Consider the following 22,594-nt stretch of genomic DNA (forward strand, 5'->3'; position numbering starts at 1 on the left):
CTGGTGGATTTATTTTTTCTAAATTTCCTCACAATATTTTTCAAACAATTTCTGTAACTTTTCTATTACTTGAAAAGGTGTATGTCCTTCAATTTCATGACGTTCTACCATAGCGCATATTATTCCATCTTTTAATAGAGCAAAAGATGGTGAAGATGGTGGATAATCTTCAAAATAACTCCTAGCCTGATCTGTTGCTTCTTTATCTTGTCCAGCAAATACAGTAACTAAATAGTCTGGTCTGGCATCATAGTCAAGGGCATATTTCGCTGCTGGCCGAGCAATACTTCCAGCACAACCGCAAGTAGAGTTAATCATTACCAATGTAGTTCCTTTTCTTTGTAAAGCTTTATCAACTTCTTCACGGGTGCGTAATTCTTCGTAGCCTGCTTCGAGTATTTCTTTTCTCGCTTGTTCAATATAATCATTCATCAAAATATTAAATTGTCCTGACATGGTTGAATCACTCCAGTTTTAATGTTCCTGATTAAAATAAGCGGATAATAAATTTTCCACAGCGATCGATACAGGTAATTTACCCTTTTCAACATTTCGCTTTACAATCGGTAATTGTTCTTTTACTAGTTCATGTTGGAAGAAGGATTGCTCAAGTCGTTCTTTGATCGAAGTAATTAACCAATCTATCGTTTGTTCTCTTCTTCTTGTATAAAACACACCCGATTTTTTCGTATCAGCAAAAAACTTCGTAATAAGTTCCCAAATTTCGTTAATTCCTTCACCGGTAATAGATGAACAAGCAACAGCTTTTGTTCCCCATCCGTCTGTTGCTTGTTTTAACAACCGTAAAATCTGATTGTACTCATTTCTTGTTTTTAATGCTTTTTCTTTATTGTCACCATCTGCTTTCGTAACAATGATGGCATCAACAAGTTCCATAATTCCTTTTTTCATACCTTGTAAGTCGTCACCAGCACCCGTAATCGTTAACAATAAAAACATATCAACCATTGTCCGAACATCGACTTCGCTCTGACCGACACCTACAGTTTCAACAAGAATCATATCAAAGCCTGCCGCTTCACATAATAAAATTGTCTCCCTCGTTTTACGATGAACTCCACCTAAGTTTCCACCCGATGGAGAAGGGCGAATAAAGGCATTCTCTTCACGAGAAAGCTTTTCCATTCGAGTCTTATCTCCTAATATACTGCCTTGTGAAAGAGTGGAAGAAGGGTCAATTGCAAGAACTGCCACCTTCTTTCCCATTTTACAAAGTTCCGTTCCAAATCGTTCAATAAAAGTACTTTTGCCAGCACCAGGAACTCCTGTGATTCCGATTCTCATTGATTTTCCCGTTAGTGGTAATATTTCTTGTAATAATTGTTGACCGGCACGAAAATGATCAAGATTATTACTTTCAATTAATGTAATTGCCTTTGCTAAAATTGTACGATCGCCTGCTTTAATTCCTTCAACATATTCTTGAATTGGTATAGGTTTTTTTTTCTTATGAAACCGTTTTGCAACCATGACTTAGTTCACTTCCTCATAGCCGAGTCGCTTATAAATTTCCTCCAGTACAGTCTTGGCTGCTTCAGGTATAATTGTTCCAGGCCCAAAAATTGCTGACGCACCATTTTCCAATAAAAATTCATAATCTTTAGCAGGAATTACTCCGCCGACGATGACAACGATATCTTCTCGACCTAACTTTTTCAATTCCTCAACGAGTTGTGGTAAAAATGTTTTATGTCCACCAGCAAGGGAGCTCATACCAATGGCATGAACATCATTTTCCACCGCTTGTCTTGCTGTTTCTTCTGGTGTTTGGAAAAGCGGACCGATATCAACATCAAAGCCCATGTCAGCATAAGCAGTAGATACTACTTTAGCTCCACGGTCATGACCGTCTTGACCAATTTTCGCCATTAATAATCGTGGTCGTCTTCCTTCTAATTCAGCAAATTCGTCCGTCATTTTTTTGATTTCTTCAATTGTTTTTTTATCTCCGTAAGCATTACTATAAACACCACTAATTGAGCGGATTGCTGCTCGGTGTCTACCACTAACTTTTTCAATTGCCATTGAAATTTCTCCTAAAGTCGCTCGTTTTCTTGCTGCTTCAACAGATAATTCAAGTAAATTACCTTCACCTGTTTCTGCAGCTTTTGTAAGATTTTCAAGAGCTTCTTGTACCGCCTCTTCATCCCGAGATTGCTTTAATTGTTGTAAACGTTCAAGCTGTTTTTCACGAACTTTCGTATTGTCAATCGCTAAAATATCAATTGGTTCTTCATCTTCGACTTGGTATATATTTACACCAATAATTTTTTCTTTACCAGAATCGATCATTGCTTGACGTTTTGCTGCTGCTTCTTCAATTTTTAATTTTGGTAAACCTTGTTCAATCGCTTTTGTCATTCCGCCTAATTGTTCAATTACTTCAATATGCTTCCATGCTTTTTCTATCAATTCATTCGTTAATGATTCCACATAATAGGAACCAGCCCACGGATCAACTGTATGGGTAATTCCTGTTTCTTCTTGTAAATATAATTGTGTATTTCTTGCAATGCGTGCAGAAAAATCTGTCGGTAAAGCAATCGCTTCATCTAAGGCATTCGTATGGAGTGATTGGGTATGTCCCATTGCCGCTGCATGGGCTTCAATTAATGTCCTTGTAACATTGTTAAATGGATCTTGTTCTGTTAAACTCCACCCCGAAGTTTGTGAGTGGGTTCTTAATGCAAGAGATTTAGGATTTTTCGGATTAAATTGACTCATTAATTTAGCCCAAATAAATCTTGCTGCACGAAGTTTCGCCACTTCCATAAAGTAATTCATACCAATGCCCCAGAAAAAGCTTAGACGTGGTGCAAAGGAATCAATATCAATTCCAGCTTGTAAACCAGTGCGAACATATTCCAAACCATCCGCTAAAGTATAAGCGAGCTCTAAATCTGCTGGTGCCCCTGCTTCTTGCATATGGTACCCAGAAATACTTATGCTATTGAACTTTGGCATATGTTTAGATGTATACGCAAAAATATCAGAAATGATTCGCATTGACATTTTTGGTGGATAAATATACGTATTACGTACCATATATTCTTTTAAAATATCATTTTGTATTGTACCGGATAGTTTTTCTTGAGGAACTCCTTGCTCCTCTGCAGTAACAATGTAAAAGGCCATAATCGGAAGTACGGCGCCATTCATTGTCATCGAAACAGACATTTGATCAAGCGGAATATTATTAAATAAGACTTTCATATCTAAAATAGAATCAATCGCCACACCAGCTTTTCCAACATCACCAACAACCCGAGGATGATCTGAATCATAACCACGATGTGTAGGTAAGTCAAATGCAACTGATAAGCCTTTTTGTCCCATTTTTAAATTTCGTAAATAAAAGGCATTACTCTCTTCCGCGGTTGAAAAACCTGCATATTGACGAATCGTCCACGGTCGATTTACATACATCATCGGATATGGACCTCGTGTATAAGGAGGGAGACCAGGTAAACTATCAAGATGTTTTACATTAGCTATATCTTTTTCCGTATATTCGGATTTTATAGTAATATTTTCATATGTTTTGAATGTTTCAATGTTAGTTGATGATGTGGCGACTTTGTTATTTTCTTCAAACAATTGAATTTTATTAAACTCCGGTCTCATCTTGATCCCCTCCTAGTTCGACATGTAATTGTTGTAATGTTTCGACATGGTTTGTTTTTGAATCGATAAAAAACTTCACACCTAACTCTATCAGTTCGTTTAACATTTCTTTATTTTTCAGTCCTGCTACAAGGTATGTTTTATCTCGATTTTGTTCAATTGTTTTATAAATTATTGACTTAGCGTTTGCAAATTGATCATCTGTCCCGGCAAATCCGATTATTTTTTCCTTTGCACCTGAAACTACTGTCGGAATTTCTTCTAAATTAATTTCTTCTTGCAGTGGTTCAGCTAAAATACCTCCACCGGCACAGAAATCTGAGACGAAATCAGTAACTTTTTTGTAATCTTTTAACAATCCAAGACCTATTAAACCGATTTTTAATTCATTACCTTCTTTAGTTCTTTCATACGCTTTAAAACGTAAATTTTCATAGGCCTCGCTTAAACGGAATGGTTCAAATTTTTGAGGTTTTGCTTGTTCCCCTTCAATGAAAAACTCTTGAATTGAAGCGTCTTTAGCGATATTTTCTACTAGTTCATTGAAGGAAATTTGTTTTAATTTTCTTCTATTAGGAACAACCGGTTTTGAAGTGCTTAGTTCTTCGGTTAAATCAACAAATTGATTTGTACCGATAAGTTTCGTTTTTCGAGTATAAAAGTCCGCTAACACTTTTTCACGATTTTCATTAATTTGTTGCTGAATTGCATCACTGTTAAACGCTTCCAAAAATCCACCCTGATTTTCAATTTGTAAAAAGAGTTGCCAAGATTTTTCAATTAATTCATTTGTTAAATTCTCAATAAAATATGAACCTTGAGCAGGATCTTTAACATTTGCTAAACTTGACTCTTCACGTAAAAGGTGGTGAATATTACGTGCTACCCGAATACCTAGTTTGCTAGGATTTTCATTTACAGCATCAAACGGATGAACTCGTAACGTTTGTACTTGTCCTACTACCGCTGCAAATGCCTCACCACCAGTTCTTAACATATTTGTATAAATATCTAAATTTGATTTATTGATTAATGTTGTTTCAGCAAATAAATCAAGTGTCGCCATTGTTTTATCGACATCGTATGCTTCAGCTAACTTATACCATAAGTAACGAATCGCTCTTAGCTTTGCTATTTCCATAAAGAAATTTGATTGAACATTGAGAGCTACAACGGCTTTTTTGAAAAATTGTTCGATTGGAAAATCCGCATTTTTTAGCTGTTCAATTTGTTCGACAGCACTAGATAATGTATAGGCAATTTGTTGAACAGCGTTTCCACCTGTTTGTTCAAAAACTCTTCCATCAACAAAAATTGTTTTTAAATTTGGAGCTTGTTTAGAAAGAGTTTTTATTGAATCAATCCATAATTGGAAAAGATATTTTTCATCATCATTTCCACTTTCAACTTTTGTTCTTACTGGATCGAAACCTATAAAGCCTTTAATATTGTTATTTTCTACATAATCGAGCAATATTTGATAAAACGGCAGAATTTCTTCCTTACCATCAATAAAAAATGATAATTCGTCAAAATTTATTTCACTAAATAATTTCCCGATATTATTTTTGTTTAAATCATTTGGAATTTTAATAGATATAGTATTTTGTCCGTATTCGATCGCTTCATGAAGATTTTTATTAATTTCTTCGATCGATTCACCTATAATTTGTTGAGCGATCTTCCAATCGGATTCATATTCTCCTAAATCAATTTGTTTCTTCGGCAAATCCGCATTCGTATACAATGGCTTAATTTTTATATCTTCGTAGGTATTTCGTACAAACTCACTTACTGTTTTCCCCTTTAATGATTTATTGGCTACTTCCAACCAATCTTCATATGTCCTAGTTGGAAATTGGGCCGTAATTGCTGCTTGCAAATTTCCCCTTTGTAAGTCTTTCAAAAAAAACCCTCCCATGTTTCTACTAAAAATTCACTATATTAATATCTTATATTAAAAACAGGAATTTTTGAAACATTTTAACATTACTAATACTTATAAATGAATGAAATAGATAAAATAAACAAAAAAACCTCACAATCATTTTATTCTAGCTTAATTAACAGAAAAGCTACACGAAAAACATTAGAGATTGTGAGGAATATAATATTTTATTTATAAAATTAATATATACTTGTGTTTTCTTTCGTCATATTTTCTAATATTTCTTTTACTCGTTTTAAAAAAATTCCACAAATTAAGCCATCTAACACACGGTGATCAAGGGAAAGACATAAATTCACCATATCGCGAACGGCAATCATACCGTTGCTCATTACGACCGGTCGTTTAACGATTGTCTCAACTTGTAAAATAGCTGCCTGTGGATAGTTAATCACACCCATTGACTGTATAGACCCAAAGGAACCTGTATTATTGACAGTAAATGTGCCCCCTTGCAAGTCTTCCGATGATAATTTTCCTGTTCTTACTTTTTCAGTTAGTTCTGTAATTTCTCTGGCGATACCTTTAATCGTTTTTTCATCGGCATGTTTAACAACTGGTGTAAAAAGTGCGTCCTCAGTTGCAACAGCAACAGATAAGTTGATGTCTTTTTTCTGGATAATTTTATCTCCAGCCCACATACTATTAATTTGTGGAAACTCCTTAAGAGCTTGGGCTACTGCTTTTACGAAAAATGGAAAATAGGTTAATTTAAAGCCTTCTTTTTGTAAAAACTCATCTTTTATTTCATCACGGTATTGGACAAGATTTGTCACATCAACTTCAACCATCATCCATGCGTGCGGGATTTCTTGTTTAGATCTAATCATATTTGTTGCTATTGCTTTTCTGACAGCATTTACAGGAATTTCAACATCTCCAGGTTTAGTTGAATAAGTAGATGCAACTGGCTTTATTTCTTTCTCTTCAGGTAATGAAGCATCAGTTTTTACAGGCTTTTGTACAGTAGATGTATCAGATGCCACACTTTCCTCTTTAATTCCTGCTTCTTTTCTTTTCTCAATATAATGTAATACATCTTTCCTCGTAATTCGTCCGCTTTTTCCAGTTCCGATAATTTTCGATAAATCTACATCATGTTCTTGAGATAGTCGTAAAACCGCTGGTGAGTACCGTTTTTTTTGTGGTTCAGATTTCACTTCTTCAACCACATCTGTAGTTACAACTTCGATTTTATTTTCGGCAACAACTTGTTCACTCGTTTCTGTTTCAATTGTACATAATGTCTCTCCTACCCCTACCGTTTTTCCTTCTTCGACAATAATTTCTTTTATGACTCCAGAGAAGGTAGATGGAACTTCCGCTGTTACTTTATCTGTTATCACTTCAGCAAGAGGATCATACTTATTTACTTTCGTTCCAACTGATACGAGCCATTGACTAATTGTTCCTTCCGTAACACTTTCCCCGAGCTGAGGCATTGTAATCTTTTCTAATCCCACAATTGCTTCCTCCTCTCCTAAAATTCCGCTAACTCTCTCATTGCATTTTCAATCTTTTCTGGGTTCATCATGAAAAACTTCTCCATCGTTGGCGCAAACGGCATAGCAGGAACATCTGGACCTGCTAATCGCATTATTGGTGCATCTAAATCAAACAAACAATGTTCAGCAATAATTGCAGAAACTTCACTCATAACACTACCTTCTTTATTATCTTCAGTTACTAACAACACTTTTCCTGTTTTTGCAGCCGCTTCGATAATCGCTTCTTTATCTAACGGATACACTGTTCGTAAATCAAGTATATGTGCAGATATATCTTCTTGGGCAAGCTTTTCAGCTGCTTGTAGGGCAAAGTGTACACATAATCCATATGTTATTACGGTAATATCGTCGCCTTCCCGCTTAACATCTGCTTTTCCAATCGGTAAAACATAATCTTCTTCAGGAACTTCACCCTTTATTAAACGATAAGCTCGTTTATGTTCAAAAAACAGCACTGGATCATCATCACGAATTGCTGCCTTCAACAATCCTTTTACATCATAAGGAGTTGAAGGCATAACAATTTTTAAACCTGGCTGATTTGCAAAAATCGCTTCTACTGATTGTGAATGATATAAACCACCATGTACGCCACCACCATATGGGGCACGAATAACAACAGGGCAATGCCAATCATTGTTTGAACGATAACGAATTCTTGCAGCTTCGGAAATAATTTGGTTTACAGCTGGCATGATAAAATCGGCAAACTGCATTTCACCAACCGGACGCATTCCATACATCGCTGCACCAATTGCAACACCGGCAATGGCAGATTCCGTAAGTGGTGTATCAATTACACGTTCCTCTCCGAATTGTTCATATAAGCCTTGGGTTGCTTTAAATACACCACCCTTTCTACCAACATCTTCTCCCAAAATAAAGACATTTTCGTCTCGTTCCATTTCTTCACGAATCGCCTGCGTAACCGCTTCAATATATGAAATAACTGGCATTAAATATCCCTCCTATTCTTTGTATACATATTTTAAAGCGTCTTCTGGTTTCGCATATGGGGCTTGGTCTGCGTAATCTGTCGCATCGTTTACAATTCCTTTAATTTTTTCTTCTAACTCTTTCACTTTCGTTTCATTTAATACTCCGACATCATATAAATATTTTCCAAACGTGAAAATCGGATCCTTTTCTCTAGCTTCTTTTACTTCCTCAGGATTTCGATATGCCCGATCATCATCATCACTGGAATGGGCCGTTAAACGAATTGTAAGCGCTTCAATTAATGTCGGTCCTTTACCTTTAATGGCACGTTCCCTTGCTTCTTTTACAACACTATATACTTCTAACGGGTCACTGCCATCAACTTTATATCCAGGCATTCCATAGCCTTCTGCACGGTCCGCAACACTTTTCGTTGCTACTTGCTTTTCTATAGGAACAGATATTGCATATTGGTTATTTTGACACATGAAAATTACAGGTAATTTATGAACACCGGCAAAGTTTAATCCTTCATGGAAATCACCTTGGTTTGATGATCCTTCTCCAAAGGTAGTGAAGGCAACAAAATTTTGTTTTTTCATTTTTGCAGCTAACGCAAAACCAACTGCATGAGGTACTTGTGTCGTTACTGGTGAAGATCCTGTTACTATCCGATTTTTCTTTTGGCCAAAGTGGCTCGACATTTGTCTTCCTCCAGAACTTGGATCTTCATCCTTTGCAAAGGCACCTAGCATTATTTCTCGAGGAGTCATACCAAAGGCAAGGACGAACGTAAGATCCCGGTAATATGGCAGAAGATAATCTTTACTTCGGTCCAATGCGAAGGCTGCACCTATTTGTGCTCCTTCATGACCTTGACCTGAAATTACAAATGGAATTTTACCGGAACGGTTTAATAGCCACATACGTTCATCAAGTTTTCGAGCAAGCACCATATATTCATACATTTCTAAAACATCATTGTCACTTAAACCGAGCTTTTGGTGACGATTTTCAACCATCTATTAAAGCCCCCTTTATTCATTTTTATAAAATTATCCATGAATCGCCTTTCCATCAACAGCTAAACTGACTTCCGCAAAAGCTTCTGATAATGTTGGATGTGGATGTATAGTTTCAGCAATTTCCCACGGTGTTGCTTCCAACAATGTTGCTAAACTTGCTTCCGAGATTAATTCTGTTACTTGATTACCAATTAGATGAATACCTAATAAATCATCAGTTTTTTCATCGGCAATCATTTTAATAAAGCCGTCAGAATTTCCATTAACTAAAGCTTTACCAATTGCTTTAAATGGAATTTTGCCAACTTTAATGGAAAATCCTTGATTCTTTGCTTCCTGTTCAGTAAAACCGATACTTGCTACTTCAGGATTTGAGTAAATACATCTTGGCACTTGCCGTTCAGTAAATAACGTCGGTTTTAAACCTGCCATATGTTCAACTGCGATTATTCCTTCTCGGCTCGCGACATGAGCAAGTTGTATCCCACCTATACAATCTCCTATAGCATAAATATGAGATTCTTTCGTTTGATAAAAATCATTAACTGCAATTTTCCCATTATTAGCTTCGATTTCTGTATTTTCTAAACCGAGATCATTGATGTTTGCCGTACGTCCGACGGATACTACAAGTTTTTCTGCTTCTAACACTAGCTTTTCATCCTTTAAATCGATTTGAATTTTCACGCCATTTGACTTTTCCAATGTATCTGGTAAAACATTTGCACTAGTATAAACTTGTACTCCCTTTTTCTTTAAACTTCTCGTCATTTCTTTACTTATATCTTCATCTTCTGTAGGAATAAGTCGATTGGCATATTCAACAATAGTAACTTCAACATTAAAATCAGCTAACATCGATGCAAATTCAACACCGATTACACCACCACCAATGATAATCATCGATTTCGGTAATTTTTCCAAATTTAAACAGTCATCAGAAGACAAAATTAAATCGCCATCAAATTCAATCCCATCTAATTGTTTTGGTCTTGAACCCGTTGCGATTAACACATTTTTCGGTATTAACATTTCATTTTCACTACCATCGTTCATTTCAACAGATACAGTTCCAGGCATCGGTGAAAAGATTGATGGTCCTAAAATTCGCCCAGTCCCATAATATACATCCATTTTTCCTTTATTCATTAAAAGTTTGATTCCCTGATGTAATTGATTCGTCACTTCATTTTTTCGTTGTTGAACTTTTGAAAAATTCACATCAGTAATTTCCAATGAAATACCAAATTGTTCACTATTTTTAATTGTCCGAAATACTTCTGCACTGCGTAATAGCGTTTTTGTTGGAATACATCCGGAATGAAGACATGTACCACCTAATTTGTTTTTTTCCACAATGGCAGTTTTTAGACCAAGTTGACTGGCACGAATGGCTGCGACATATCCTCCTGGTCCGCTTCCTATAACGACTAAATCATATTCTTTTGCCATAGTTTACCTCCTATATCGGGATTTGCATTCTATAAGAAAGCTCTCAAACAAATGAGAGCCTAAACATTATCCATTAACGATTTGTTCGGTATGCTAATATATTTTTTTCATTTCGTAAAAAAGTCGTTCTTGAATCTCTAACTTTTTGAATCCGTTCTTCTGCCATACGACCTGCGGCTACGTACGTAGGAATATTATCACGTTTAGCTATTTCAAAAACCCGTTTCGTATTTGTATATATTTGTTCTACTTTTCTCATAGCCCGCTCACGATTATAACCAAATAATTCATCAGCAACGTTAATTACTCCACCAGCATTTACAACATAATCCGGTGCATAAACTATACCCAATTCATTTAATTTATCTCCGTGACGATCTTCTTTTAATTGGTTATTGGCAGAGCCAGCAATCACTTTAGCTTTTAATTGTGGTATCGTATCATCATTTATGATTCCACCTAATGCACAAGGAGAAAAAACATCACATTCAACGCTGTAGATGTCATTAGGATCTACTGCTTTTGCTCCAAAGGCTTCTACTGCCCTTTTTACTGCATCTTCATTTATATCCGATACAATTAAATTTGCGCCTTCATCATGCAAATACTTACATAAATTATAAGCAACACTTCCCACACCTTGAACTGCAACTGTTTTACCTTCTAATGATGCATCACCAAAATATTCTTCAACAGCTGCTTTCATTCCTTTATAGAGACCATAGGCTGTTACTGGAGATGGATTCCCTGATGATCCAAACTCTGGTGAAATTCCTGTAACATAATCAGTCTCTTCATAAATAATATCCATATCCTTTTCTGTTGTACCAACATCTTCAGCAGTTATATAACGACCGTTTAGCCCTTGCACAAAGCGGCCAAAAGCACGGAACATTTCTTCATTTTTATCTTTTCGTGGATCACCAATTAAAACCGTTTTTCCTCCGCCAAGATTCAACCCAGCAGCTGCGTTTTTATAAGTCATTCCTCTAGCTAGTCTTAAAGCATCAATAATGGCTTCTTCTTCACTTTCATAATTCCACATACGAAGTCCGCCTAATGCAGGACCTAAAGTTGTATCATGAATTGCAATAATGGCCTTTAATCCAGAATTTTTATCTTGTACAAAATGCAATTCTTCATAATCATATTTCTCCATCTCTTTGAAAATTTCTAGTCTCATCTTTTTCTCTCTCCTTTTTAGTAAAACTTCACCTGTCATTTTATAAGATGCAAGATTTGTGCCAATATTTTGAAAGCGTTTTCTTTGGGTTTTAGTGATTCTCTGTGCAACTTTTTGCAAACAATGCACAATTCTTCATGCAAAATTTTGCATTTTTTCCAGTTTATAATACAAGCTACGGATTGAAATCCCTAACTCCTTCGCTGCATTTGTTTTATTTCCACGATGCTTTTGTAATACTTCCTTAATTATTTTCATTTCATAATCAGCAAGCATTTTTTGTAATGTTTCTGTTTTTTCTAGCACGGCTGTCTGTTTATAAACTGGTTGTGAACTTTTAGCAAGTGGAGGCAAATGCTCTTTTTTAATAACTGCTTCATTATAATTCATAAAAATAATTGCTCTTCCCAAAATGTTCTCTAATTCTCTCACATTACCTGGCCAATGATATTGTTGTAAAATTGTAATGGCATCTTTTTCGATAACTTCTACGTTTCGACCATAATCATGATTAATTTTTTGTATTAGTCGATGACATAACTTAGGTACATCTTCCAACCGCTCTCTTAACGGTGGTATATGAATCGGAATTCGATTGAGACGATAATATAAATCTTCGCGGAAGTTTCCGTTTTCTATTTCCTTTTCCAAATGTTTATTTGTCGCAGCAATGATTCGTACATCTACTGGGATTGGCTTTGTTCCACCTACTCTAATAATTTCCTTTTCTTGTAGAACCCGTAATAGTTTAACTTGCATTTGTGACGATAATTCACCGATTTCATCTAGGAAGATACTCCCGTTATTCGCTTCTTCAAATAATCCTTTCTTTCCTCCCCGTTTTGCACCAGAAAAGGCGCCTTCTTCATAACCAAACAATTCACTTTCTAACAAGGATTCAGGAATCGCCGCACAATTGACACGGATAAAGTTATTGTATTTTCGATCACTTTCATTATGTATAGCGTGAGCAAATAATTCCTTACCGGTTCCCGATTCCCCTCTTAATAAAACAGTAGCTGGTGTTTTAGCCGCTTTTCTTGCTTGTTCAATTGCAATAACGATTTCATCTGTCGTGCCTACAATATCTTCAAAAGTGTATTTAGCTTCTAATGTACGAATTCTTTCCTTCGCCTTTTCCAATTCGGTAGTTAACTCTCGAATTTCAGACATATCATGAATGACTGCAACACTACCTTTTAATTTACCATTGGTTATAATTGGTGCTACATTGACTACCACCTCCTTTTTATGTGGTCCGACTAGCATCTTCGCACCTCTTACAGGTTTTCTTGTTTTTAAAACTTGGAGATGCATACTTTCACCACGGTATATATCAGTAGTCGCTGGCTTACCGATAATTTCATTTTCTGTTAGTCCGGTTAAACGAGTATAGGCTGGGTTAATTAAAATCCCAATTCCCTTTTCATCTACAACCGAAATTGCATCATCACTCGAGTGGATAATTGCTTCTAACATTGTACGCATTTCATTTAAATCATCCGTTTTTTTCGTTAATTGGCGGATTGCCTCTTTCTGTTTTAAGATTAGGGACAAAATCGGCTCACAGATGATCATTTTGCTTTTAATCTTGGGATTGGGGATATCCTTGTTTTCAGTTGTATTAAAGACGACATGTATATCCTTTTCCATATTATTAGAAAAGTTCATAGCGGTCGGTACGCCTAATTTTTCAGCTGCTAATAATCCCGGTGCACTTTTATCCTGATCAATAATAGCTACAATGTTAAAATCCTTTTCCTTATGTAAAATTTCTAATATGGCTAATCCTTTTTCACCCGCACCTAAAATTACTACATTTTGCATTGAAACACCCCCTATTTCCATTTTAAAATTCTTGACAATTTAGATAATTTAAACCATAGTCAATATATAGAATATTACATTGAAAGGAATAACAAAATGGCACGATTTATCGCTTTCTTACTCTTATTAATCCCAGGTGTAATAGCAACAATCGGTATAAAATATATTCGAGATACATTATTTAATGAGTTGCACTGGCCATTTCCCTACTTATGGCTCCAAGCATTAATTGGCTTTGTCATGATTATTATAGGTATCGGATTTATCGGCGGTTTTATTTATCATCGTGATAAAAAGAGACAAAGGGTGAAAAAGAGAAGATTAAGTAAATAATTGCTCTCTAAAATCTCTCGCCTTTTCTGGATAATCCGTTATAATTGCATCTACTCGACAATTAAATAAACGTAACCATTCCTTTTTGTCATTCACTGTATAAGGTCGAACTTTTATTCCGTGTTTTTGTGTTTTTACTATTAATTCGTTTGGACATGAACGAAAATTCGGGTGTATCGCTTTAGCACGAATTGCTTTTGCATAGATCCATGGGTTAAAAATACTTTCTGAATAAAGTGGTGCAGTTTCAATATTTTGAGCAACACGATATGCATAAACAATAGAAAAATGATTAAAGGATGAAAAAATTATGCGATCATCTAAATGCATATCTTTAACAATGGCAATCGTTTTTCTTTCTAAGTCATAATTTTTTATTGAGCGAGTTTTAAACTCGATATTACATACTAAATTCGTAGTTTTGAACCATTCTAAAAATTCCTTTAACAAAGGAATTTCAGCTTGATGTATACCTCCTTTAAATTTAGCACCAGCATTTAATGATTTTAACTCTTTTACAGTTAAGTCTTTAACATAGCCTTTGCCATCTGTCGTTCGATCTACAGTTTCATCATGAATAATCACAACTTCTCCATCTTTTGACAGCCGCACATCTAATTCGATTCCGTCAGCTTTTACTCGTGCTGCTTCTTGAAAGGCAGACATTGTATTTTCTGGATGTGTACCAGTAGAACCTCGGTGGGCAAATATATAAGTCATGATTCAACCCCTTCATAATGTTATTAAAATCGGCAAGAAAGAAACAATACACCTGTTAATGAACAGGTGTATTTATTTTTATGAGAATTAAAAGGAAATAGTTAAAAACTGTACGAATGATTCTCAATGAATAATAAAAGAAAGACCGAGTAATCATCACTCGATCATTAACTTGCACTAAATATATAAAATCCCATGATTATGAAGCCTGATGTTCCAATCTTAATTTATCTGCAATCATTGCAATAAATTCTGAGTTTGTAGGTTTTGCTTTTGACATACTTACCGTATATCCGAATAAATTCGTAATCGATTCGATATTTCCTCTGCTCCAAGCAACTTCAATCGCATGACGAATTGCCCGTTCTACACGACTAGCCGTAGTATTATATTTTTTAGCGATATCTGGATATAACACTTTTGTAATCGATCCTAATAATTCTATATCATGGTACACCATCGCAATAGCTTCACGTAAATATAAATAGCCTTTTATATGTGCTGGTACACCAATTTCATGAATTATACTTGTTATGCTCGCATCTAAACTTTTCGGTTCATCGGATTGTTGAATAATGATGGAAGGATTATTGTTTATATTTGACGTTTTTCTCTGAGTGCCGCCTTTCCCCATTACTTGACGTATTTGCGCTACTAAATACTCCATATCGAAAGGTTTCAAAATAAAATAAGAAGCACCTAGCTCAACTGCCTTTTTCGTCACATCTTCTTGACCAAATGCAGTTAACATAATAATTTTTGGTGGGTTTTTATCCTCAGCTAGTTTTTCCAGAACAGCTAAACCATCTAAATGTGGCATAATAATATCTAAAATTAATACATCTGGACGAATGTTTTCTAACATCTTCAGACACTCTTGACCGTTATATGCGATCCCAACAACTTCCATATTTTTTTGATTATTTATATAATCCTTTAAAAGTACCGTAAGATCTCTATTATCATCAACTATGCAAACTTTTATATTCTTCACCCAGATTTCCTCCCCTAAACGTATTTAAATTTCATTGTAATTTACAATTTCGACAATTGCTAATAAAAACCCTTTTATAAAATTGAAAAAATGTCGTTTTTACTACCTATATATAAAGTAATCCATTCCTCCCTAATTATGCAATATTTTGAAAGATTTTAATAAATATATTACTTAACTTCCGCAAATATTTCAAATGACTAAGTATTAAAAGATAAAAGCGAGCTAATTAGCTCGCTTTTTCTTCACCCTTAACATATATATTTAAATCTGCTTCATTTAACATCCATTCAATATGAACACCATATCCACTTGATGGGTCATTGACAAACACATGGGTAACTGCTCCTATTAATTTCCCATCTTGTATAATGGGACTTCCACTCATTCCTTGAACGATACCACCCGTTTTTTCTAATAATCGTTCATCCGTAATTTTAATGACCATCCCTTTTGTTGCTGGAAACTTTTGAGGGGTTGAACTTATGATTTCGATATCAAATAATTCAACCTTATCTTCATCAACTACAGTTAAAATTTGTGCTGGCCCTTTTTTCACTTGATGGGATAGTGCAATTGGTAGCGGTTTATTCAAGATTCCGTTATTCAAATCTTTGTTTAATGTCCCATAAATACCGAATTGATTATTTTTTTGGATATTACCTACTATATTTCTTTCATTTAGAAATCTGGCTAATTTTTCACCAGGTGCACCATTGGCTCCTTTTTGAATGGATGTTACCGTAGATGGAACGATATAGCCATCTTTTACAACAATTGGCATCTTTGTATCCATATCCGATATAACATGGCCTAAAGCACCATATTTTTTCGTTTTTGGTTCGTAAAAGGTTAAAGTTCCTATACCTGAAGCAGAGTCTCGTATATATAAACCTAATTTATATTTACCTTCCGATGCATCTATAGCAGGCTGTAAATCTGTTTCAAATTGTTCATCTTTCCTTTGAACGACAATTTTTAATGGTTTCCCTTCTTTTCCGGATCTTTGAACATGCGGTCCAACATCATTAATTGATTCGATTTTTTGTCCATCGATACTGAGAATTAAATCTCCAGTTTGTATACCTGCTTTCTCACCTGGAGATACTTTCCCTGAAGGGGTATTTACTAGATGATGTCCAACGACAAGTACGCCTTTGGAATTAATCTTTACACCGATGGATTGTCCACCTGGTATTACTTTAAAATCCTTTAATACATTCACACTAACTTTCTTTATTGGGATTCCTGCAATATCAAAAAGCAAATCGCTTTTTCCCTGTTCTAATGCTTCTATTATTAAGTTTTCATCATTCAATACGTGAATTTTATCGGATGAATCAGAAACAGCGTTGACTACTTGTGCAGAAGCCAATTCATATGATTGTCCTTTTAACAATGTTAATTCATTCGGATTGTTTAATACTTTTCCAACTGGTGAGAAAAAGCCAATATAAACGAAAGAAACAAGGAGAATTAAACCAAATAATTTTCTAATTTTATCTCTATTCAATACACTCACTCTCCTCGCTTCATGTCCACACAAAGGGTACATTTATAATCTAGCCGATTCAGCCTATATTTATAATCAAGTTAACAAAAAAAATACTGTACATAATGGAAAAACTTGGATCTAGTACAATTTGGAGTAAAAAAAGAGAAATGATATTGCAAAAGCAAAAAATCGTCCATCAAAAGATGAACGATTTAATGTGTAAAAGTTTTAGTTATGTTGATATTTAAATTGTGAAGCTAATTCAAGGAGTTCCTTTGCATGTTCTTCGGTTGCACTAGTAATATGTGTGCCGGAAATCATCCGTGCAATTTCTTCAATCCGTTCTTGTTCACTTAACACTTTTACAGAGGTTAATGTACGATCATCTTTAATTTCTTTACTTATAAAGAAGTGATGATCACATAAGGCGGCAACTTGAGGTAGGTGAGTAATGGATAACACTTGAGAATTTACAGATATACTATAAATTTTTTCAGCAATTGCTTGGGCAACACGGCCACTTACACCTGTATCAACCTCGTCAAATATAATTGATGTTACACCTTGATGTTGTGAGAATATCGTTTTTAACGCAAGCATAATACGGGAAAGTTCTCCACCTGAGGCAATTTTGGCCAATGGTTTCAGCGGTTCACCTGGGTTTGTACTTAAATAAAATTCAATTTGATCGATACCGTTCGGTCGAAACTCCACATTTTCTTCTTCAAAAAAATTTACTTCAAACACAGTTTTATCCATGTATAAATCTTTAAGTTGTTTATGAATAGAATCTGTTAATTTTTTTGCTACTTTTTTGCGCAATGTAGTTAAATTATTAGCTTCAACTAATAAGTCCTTTTCAATGGATTGTAGCTTTTTATTTAGAGTTTCGATATGAGATTCCCGATTCGTAATCATTTCAATTTCTTCATCTATTTTTGCACAATACTCTAATATTGACTCAATGGATTCACCATATTTTCTTTTCATTTGATTAATTATATTTAAGCGATTTTCAATTTCATATAGACGATTCGGGTCGTATTCTAATTCATCCAGTTTATCTCGAAGTGTGTGCACGATATCTTCTATTTGATAATAACTATTTGATACAACATCGTGCATTTCTTTTAAATCTTCATCTACCGTTTGTGCTTCTTCTAAATTAGTTAAAGCAAGTCCAAGCCAATCTAACCCTTTTTGCTCACCTTGCAAAGCTTCGTATGTTGTCGTTAAGCTAGTGAATAATTTTTCAAAATTCGATAACTTTTTCTTTTCAGCTAATAACTCTTCATCTTCACCAATTTTCAATTCCGCAGCTGTAATTTCATTTAGTTGGAATTTTAGTAAATCAAGTCGTTGTGCCATCATTTGTTCATTTTCATTTAAAGAGGCAAGGTCCTTTTTTACTTTTGTATATTCGCGATAGATAGCTTGATATTCATTCAAGGCATTTTTAATTGTTTCTCCACCAAATTCATCCAGCAAATGGATATGGCTCTTTTCATTTAACATTTCTTGATTATCATGTTGACCATGAATATCGACTAGGGTTCTACCAATTTCCCGTAAAATCGTAATTGTGACAAGTTTACCATTTACACGACAGACACTTTTTCCAGTAGGATAAATATCCCTTTTTAACAACAACATACCCTCTTCAATTTCAATACCAAATTCAGAACATTTATCGATTGCTGGATGATCATCATCAATTAAAAACAAACCGTCAATTTCTGCTTTATCCGCACCATGCCGTACAAAATCAGACGAACCTCGTCCGCCCACTAGTAAATGAATTGCATCAATTATTATCGATTTTCCAGCCCCTGTTTCTCCTGTTAAAACAGTAAATCCCTTTTGAAAGGATACCGTCACTGATTCGATAATGGCAAAGTTTTTTATTGCTACTTCTGCTAACAACCGATTCCCTCTCCTTTTATTCAATTGTGTTGCTTTTCAATTTCAAATAATTAAAGGATTATTCCAACATACCGAAAAACTTTTCTTTAATTTTTTCTGCATTTTCTGGAGTATCAGCGATAATCAAACACGTATCATCACCGCAAACAGTACCTAAAATTTCATCCCATTCTAATTGATCAATTAAATTACCTACAGCATTAGCATTTCCTGGAATCGTTTTTAAGATAACTAAATGCCCGGCACTATTAATTTTAACAAAGGCATCGACTAATAATTTTTGGAGCTTTTCTAAAGAATTGTATTTTTGATCAGACGGTAAACTGTACTTATATAGTCCATCCTTAAATGGAACTTTTACTAGTCGCAACTCTTTTATATCGCGGGAAATTGTCGCTTGTGTTACTTGGAATCCCGCTTCCTGCATAAGTTCAACTAGCTCGTCTTGTGTTTCAATATTGTATTTCCCTATTAACTCACGAATTTTTAAATGACGTTGTAATTTACTTGTCAATTATTTCACCTGCTCTATTTCAATTAATTTATTATTAATATTAAAACTTTGTTTATGTTTGTACTTCTATTTTACAAAATTACATTCATTTAGGAAAAGGAAAATTTAGAAGTGTTAATACATAATGATTCTTACCTAGTTCATCAACCTGTTTATAATTATACACATTTATAAATGAACATAACATGTCCTACAAATAATAAAAGGAGGCTGATTTTGTGAACAGCCCCCCTAAAAATGAAATTAATCATTATTTCCGGTTTTTCCTTCTTTTAATTGCTCATGGGCAGATTGGACAACTTCTTTTACTGGAACGTTTAAAAAGTTCGTTCCTTCTACGCCATCTTCTTTTACATGCCATTTTAAATGAATTAAAAACTCAATATTTCCTTCACCACCGGTAATCGGTGAAAAGGTTAAGTCTTTGACATCGTATCCTTCCGAAAGGGCAAAGGCAATTATATCCTCTATTACTTGGATATGTACTTTCGGATCACGCACAATGCCTTTTTTACCTACTAAATCTCGCCCTGCTTCAAATTGGGGCTTAATTAAAGCAACAACATCACTGTCATCTACTAGTAATTTCTTCAATGGAGGTAACATTAGCTTTAATGATATAAAGGAAACATCAATCGATGCAAATTGTGGCATGTCACGTTCTAAATCTTCTGGTTTAATATAGCGGAAGTTTGTCCGTTCCATAACGATAACCCGTTCATCACTTCTTAACTTCCAAGCTAATTGGTTATATCCCACATCGATAGCATAGCTATATTTTACGCCATTTTGTAGAGCACAATCAGTAAAACCACCAGTTGAGGATCCTATATCAATCATTACTTTATCTTTAATTTTTAAATCAAATACTTTAAGAGCCTTTTCTAGCTTATAACCTCCACGAGATACGTAAGGCATTTTTTTACCTTTGATTGTAATTTCAATATCAACAGGAACTTTTACACCCGGTTTATCGAGACGTTCTTCTTTTGAAAAAACAATCCCTTCCATAATCGCTCGTTTAGCTTTTTCACGTGTTTCAAAAAGGCCACGTTCAGTTAGTATTACATCTAGTCTTTCTTTTTTTGCCAAAATTCTCAAGCCCTCTTTATTAAATTTTGTTTTTCATTTTTTATAGTTTTAACAATATTATCAGTCGTTAATCCTATTTCCTGCATAAGACTTTTGACATCGCCGTGTTCAATAAATCGGTCAGGTATACCCATCCGTTTAATTTCATGGTTTGTGTAACCATTGTCACAAGCAAATTCCAAAATACTACTTCCAAAACCACCTTGAAGGACAGCTTCTTCAATTGTTAAAATTGGAATTTGATCATTTAGGATACTATGCAACATTTGTTCATCAAGCGGTTTTATAAAACGAGCATTAACAACCCTCGTTTGGATACCATATCGTTCTAACATTTTCGCAGCTTCTAAAGCCATTGGGATTGTTGTACCGAACGTTATTATTGCATAATCTGTTCCTTCTCGCAATACTTCCCATGTACCTATTGGAATTTCCTTCCATTCTTCATCGAGTTCAACCCCATAAACATTTCCTCTTGGGAAACGCATTGCAATTGGTCCGTCATCGTAATTAATCGCCGTATAAATCATATGCTGCGCTTCATTTTCATCCTTTGGCATCATTAAGACCATATTCGGGATATGTCTTAAAAATGCGATATCAAAAACACCATGATGGGTTTCTCCATCAGCACCAACAAGACCTGCCCGGTCAATTCCAAGAAACACATTTAAATTTTGTCTACAAATATCATGGACAAATTGGTCGTATGAACGTTGTAAGAAGGTTGAGTAAATTGTTAAATATGGTTTCATACCTTGTGTTGCAAGTCCTGCTGCTACAGTAGCTGCATGTTGTTCTGCAATCCCAACATCAATGACTCGATCTGGAAATTCCTCTTGGAAGCCTTCTAATTTAGAACCTACAGTCATTGCTGGTGTAATAGCCACAATACGTTCATCAACCCTAGCTAGTTCCCTAACTGTTTCACTAACTAACTTGCTCCATGCAGGTTTACTGTCTACCGGTTTTATAAAATCACCGGTTTCAATTTTATAAGGTCCAGTACCATGCCATGTACCAACTTTATCGTTTTCGGCAGGTTTATAGCCCTTTCCTTTTTTCGTCACAACATGTAAAAGAACAGGACCTTCAGTTTTTTGGGCGTACTTTAAGTTCTCAAATAGGTCATCATAATTATGACCATCAATTGGTCCAAAATAAGTAAAACCCAACTCCTCAAAAAATACTCCGTTAATTAATAAGTATTTTAGACTATCTTTTAATCGTTCTGCAGTCTGAGCCATTTTACCGCCAACTGCAGGAATTTTTTTCAGTAACGCTTCTAATTCATCTTTTGCTCGGTTATATTTACCCGCGGAACGAAGTCGACCAAGTATATTATCTAGAGCACCAACGTTCGGAGCAATTGACATTTCATTATCATTTAGAATAACAATCATATTTGTCTTTTCGTGGCCAATATGGTTTAAGGCTTCTAAAGCCATTCCTCCAGTTAATGCACCGTCGCCAATAACTGGTACAATATAGTGATCTTCCCCTTTTAAATCACGGGCAATTGCCATTCCCATCGCTGCTGATAAACTAGTTGAGCTATGTCCTGTCTCCCATACATCATGAATACTTTCGTTCATTTTTGGAAAACCGGATAAACCTTTATATTGTCTTAAAGAATCGAAATCTTTAGCCCGGCCAGTTAATATTTTATGTACATAACTTTGATGACCAACATCCCAAATAATTTTATCCTTTGGACTGTTAAAGGCACGATGTAATGCAATTGTTAATTCAACAACCCCTAGATTCGGTCCAATATGCCCACCGGTTTTAGAAAGCGTTTTAATTAAAAAGTTCCGGATATTTAGACTTAGTTGTTCTAATTCCTTTTTTGATAAATCCTTTAAAAATGATGGATTTTCTATGGATTTAAGATCCATATTGGATCACTCACTTTCATTCGATTTCCTATTCTCCAGTATAATTTAGAATATCTTTAATTATAACACGATGTCAATAATCTAGATTTTTTCTACCT

The 22,594-nt window shown here is 34.9% G+C and carries 18 protein-coding genes; 1 reads left to right on the forward strand and 17 read right to left on the reverse strand.

From position 1 onward, the window contains the following. Positions 1–18: 18 nt before the first annotated feature. The 10 genes from GW534_RS03095 to GW534_RS03140 form a co-directional block, all read right to left on the reverse strand. Entirely contained in the window at positions 19–456 is a 438-nt protein-coding gene (locus GW534_RS03095) for a BrxA/BrxB family bacilliredoxin (RefSeq protein ID WP_161919593.1), read from the reverse strand. 18 nt (positions 457–474) lie between these two features. Further along, positions 475–1,491 carry a methylmalonyl Co-A mutase-associated GTPase MeaB gene (meaB, locus tag GW534_RS03100; protein WP_161919594.1) on the reverse strand — a complete coding sequence of 339 codons (1,017 nt, stop codon included), beginning with the start codon at positions 1,489–1,491 and terminating at the stop codon, positions 475–477. Positions 1,492–1,494: 3 nt separating this feature from the next. Then, entirely contained in the window at positions 1,495–3,645 is a 2,151-nt protein-coding gene (scpA, locus tag GW534_RS03105) for a methylmalonyl-CoA mutase (RefSeq protein WP_161919595.1), read from the reverse strand. After that, entirely contained in the window at positions 3,629–5,551 is a 1,923-nt protein-coding gene (locus GW534_RS03110; protein ID WP_161919596.1) for a methylmalonyl-CoA mutase family protein, read from the reverse strand. Before GW534_RS03110 ends, scpA begins: the two co-directional genes overlap by 17 nt. Positions 5,552–5,772: 221 nt before the next feature. After that, on the reverse strand, positions 5,773–7,056 hold the full coding sequence (locus tag GW534_RS03115) for a dihydrolipoamide acetyltransferase family protein (protein WP_161919597.1): 1,284 nt from the start codon (positions 7,054–7,056) through the stop codon (positions 5,773–5,775). 17 nt (positions 7,057–7,073) lie between these two features. Then, positions 7,074–8,057: an alpha-ketoacid dehydrogenase subunit beta gene (locus GW534_RS03120; protein ID WP_161919598.1), complete on the reverse strand. Its 984-nt coding sequence runs from the start codon at positions 8,055–8,057 to the stop codon at positions 7,074–7,076. 12 nt (positions 8,058–8,069) lie between these two features. Then, positions 8,070–9,062, reverse strand: coding sequence for a thiamine pyrophosphate-dependent dehydrogenase E1 component subunit alpha (locus GW534_RS03125; protein WP_161919599.1), 993 nt, complete (start codon positions 9,060–9,062; stop codon positions 8,070–8,072). 33 nt (positions 9,063–9,095) lie between these two features. Beyond that, positions 9,096–10,517: a dihydrolipoyl dehydrogenase gene (lpdA, locus tag GW534_RS03130; protein ID WP_161919600.1), complete on the reverse strand. Its 1,422-nt coding sequence runs from the start codon at positions 10,515–10,517 to the stop codon at positions 9,096–9,098. A gap of 73 nt (positions 10,518–10,590) precedes the next feature. After that, a complete protein-coding gene (locus GW534_RS03135) occupies positions 10,591–11,700 on the reverse strand; it encodes a Leu/Phe/Val dehydrogenase (protein ID WP_161919601.1) in 1,110 nt (369 codons plus the stop codon). A gap of 135 nt (positions 11,701–11,835) precedes the next feature. Then, positions 11,836–13,527, reverse strand: a complete 1,692-nt coding sequence (locus GW534_RS03140) for a sigma-54 interaction domain-containing protein (RefSeq protein ID WP_161919602.1) — start codon at positions 13,525–13,527, stop codon at positions 11,836–11,838. 96 nt (positions 13,528–13,623) lie between these two features. Between GW534_RS03140 and GW534_RS03145 the strand changes: the two genes are divergently transcribed. Continuing rightward, entirely contained in the window at positions 13,624–13,860 is a 237-nt protein-coding gene (locus tag GW534_RS03145; RefSeq protein ID WP_161919603.1) for a DUF2627 family protein, read from the forward strand. Here the strand turns inward: GW534_RS03145 and GW534_RS03150 are convergent. The 7 genes from GW534_RS03150 to dxs form a co-directional block, all read right to left on the reverse strand. Then, positions 13,849–14,580, reverse strand: coding sequence for a glycerophosphodiester phosphodiesterase (locus GW534_RS03150; protein ID WP_161919604.1), 732 nt, complete (start codon positions 14,578–14,580; stop codon positions 13,849–13,851). The genes GW534_RS03145 and GW534_RS03150 overlap by 12 nt on opposite strands. 199 nt (positions 14,581–14,779) lie before the next feature. Beyond that, positions 14,780–15,574 carry a sporulation transcription factor Spo0A gene (gene spo0A, locus GW534_RS03155; RefSeq protein WP_161919605.1) on the reverse strand — a complete coding sequence of 265 codons (795 nt, stop codon included), beginning with the start codon at positions 15,572–15,574 and terminating at the stop codon, positions 14,780–14,782. A 229-nt stretch (positions 15,575–15,803) separates the two neighbouring features. After that, entirely contained in the window at positions 15,804–17,087 is a 1,284-nt protein-coding gene (spoIVB, locus tag GW534_RS03160) for a SpoIVB peptidase (RefSeq protein ID WP_161919606.1), read from the reverse strand. Between the two features lie 210 nt (positions 17,088–17,297). Beyond that, positions 17,298–18,992, reverse strand: a complete 1,695-nt coding sequence (recN, locus tag GW534_RS03165; protein WP_161919607.1) for a DNA repair protein RecN — start codon at positions 18,990–18,992, stop codon at positions 17,298–17,300. Positions 18,993–19,050: 58 nt separating this feature from the next. After that, complete coding sequence (gene ahrC / locus GW534_RS03170) at positions 19,051–19,506, reverse strand: transcriptional regulator AhrC/ArgR (RefSeq protein WP_161919608.1); 456 nt, start codon at positions 19,504–19,506, stop codon at positions 19,051–19,053. A 243-nt stretch (positions 19,507–19,749) separates the two neighbouring features. Further along, positions 19,750–20,601: a TlyA family RNA methyltransferase gene (locus GW534_RS03175; protein WP_161919634.1), complete on the reverse strand. Its 852-nt coding sequence runs from the start codon at positions 20,599–20,601 to the stop codon at positions 19,750–19,752. Between the two features lie 2 nt (positions 20,602–20,603). Further along, the gene (gene dxs / locus GW534_RS03180; RefSeq protein WP_161919609.1) at positions 20,604–22,496 is read right to left on the reverse strand and encodes a 1-deoxy-D-xylulose-5-phosphate synthase; all 1,893 of its coding nucleotides are present in this window, start codon (positions 22,494–22,496) and stop codon (positions 20,604–20,606) included. Positions 22,497–22,594 lie beyond the last annotated feature (98 nt).

The sequence above is a fragment of the Pallidibacillus pasinlerensis genome (assembly GCF_009996845.1).
Lineage (GTDB): Bacteria > Bacillota > Bacilli > Bacillales > Caldibacillaceae > Pallidibacillus > Pallidibacillus pasinlerensis.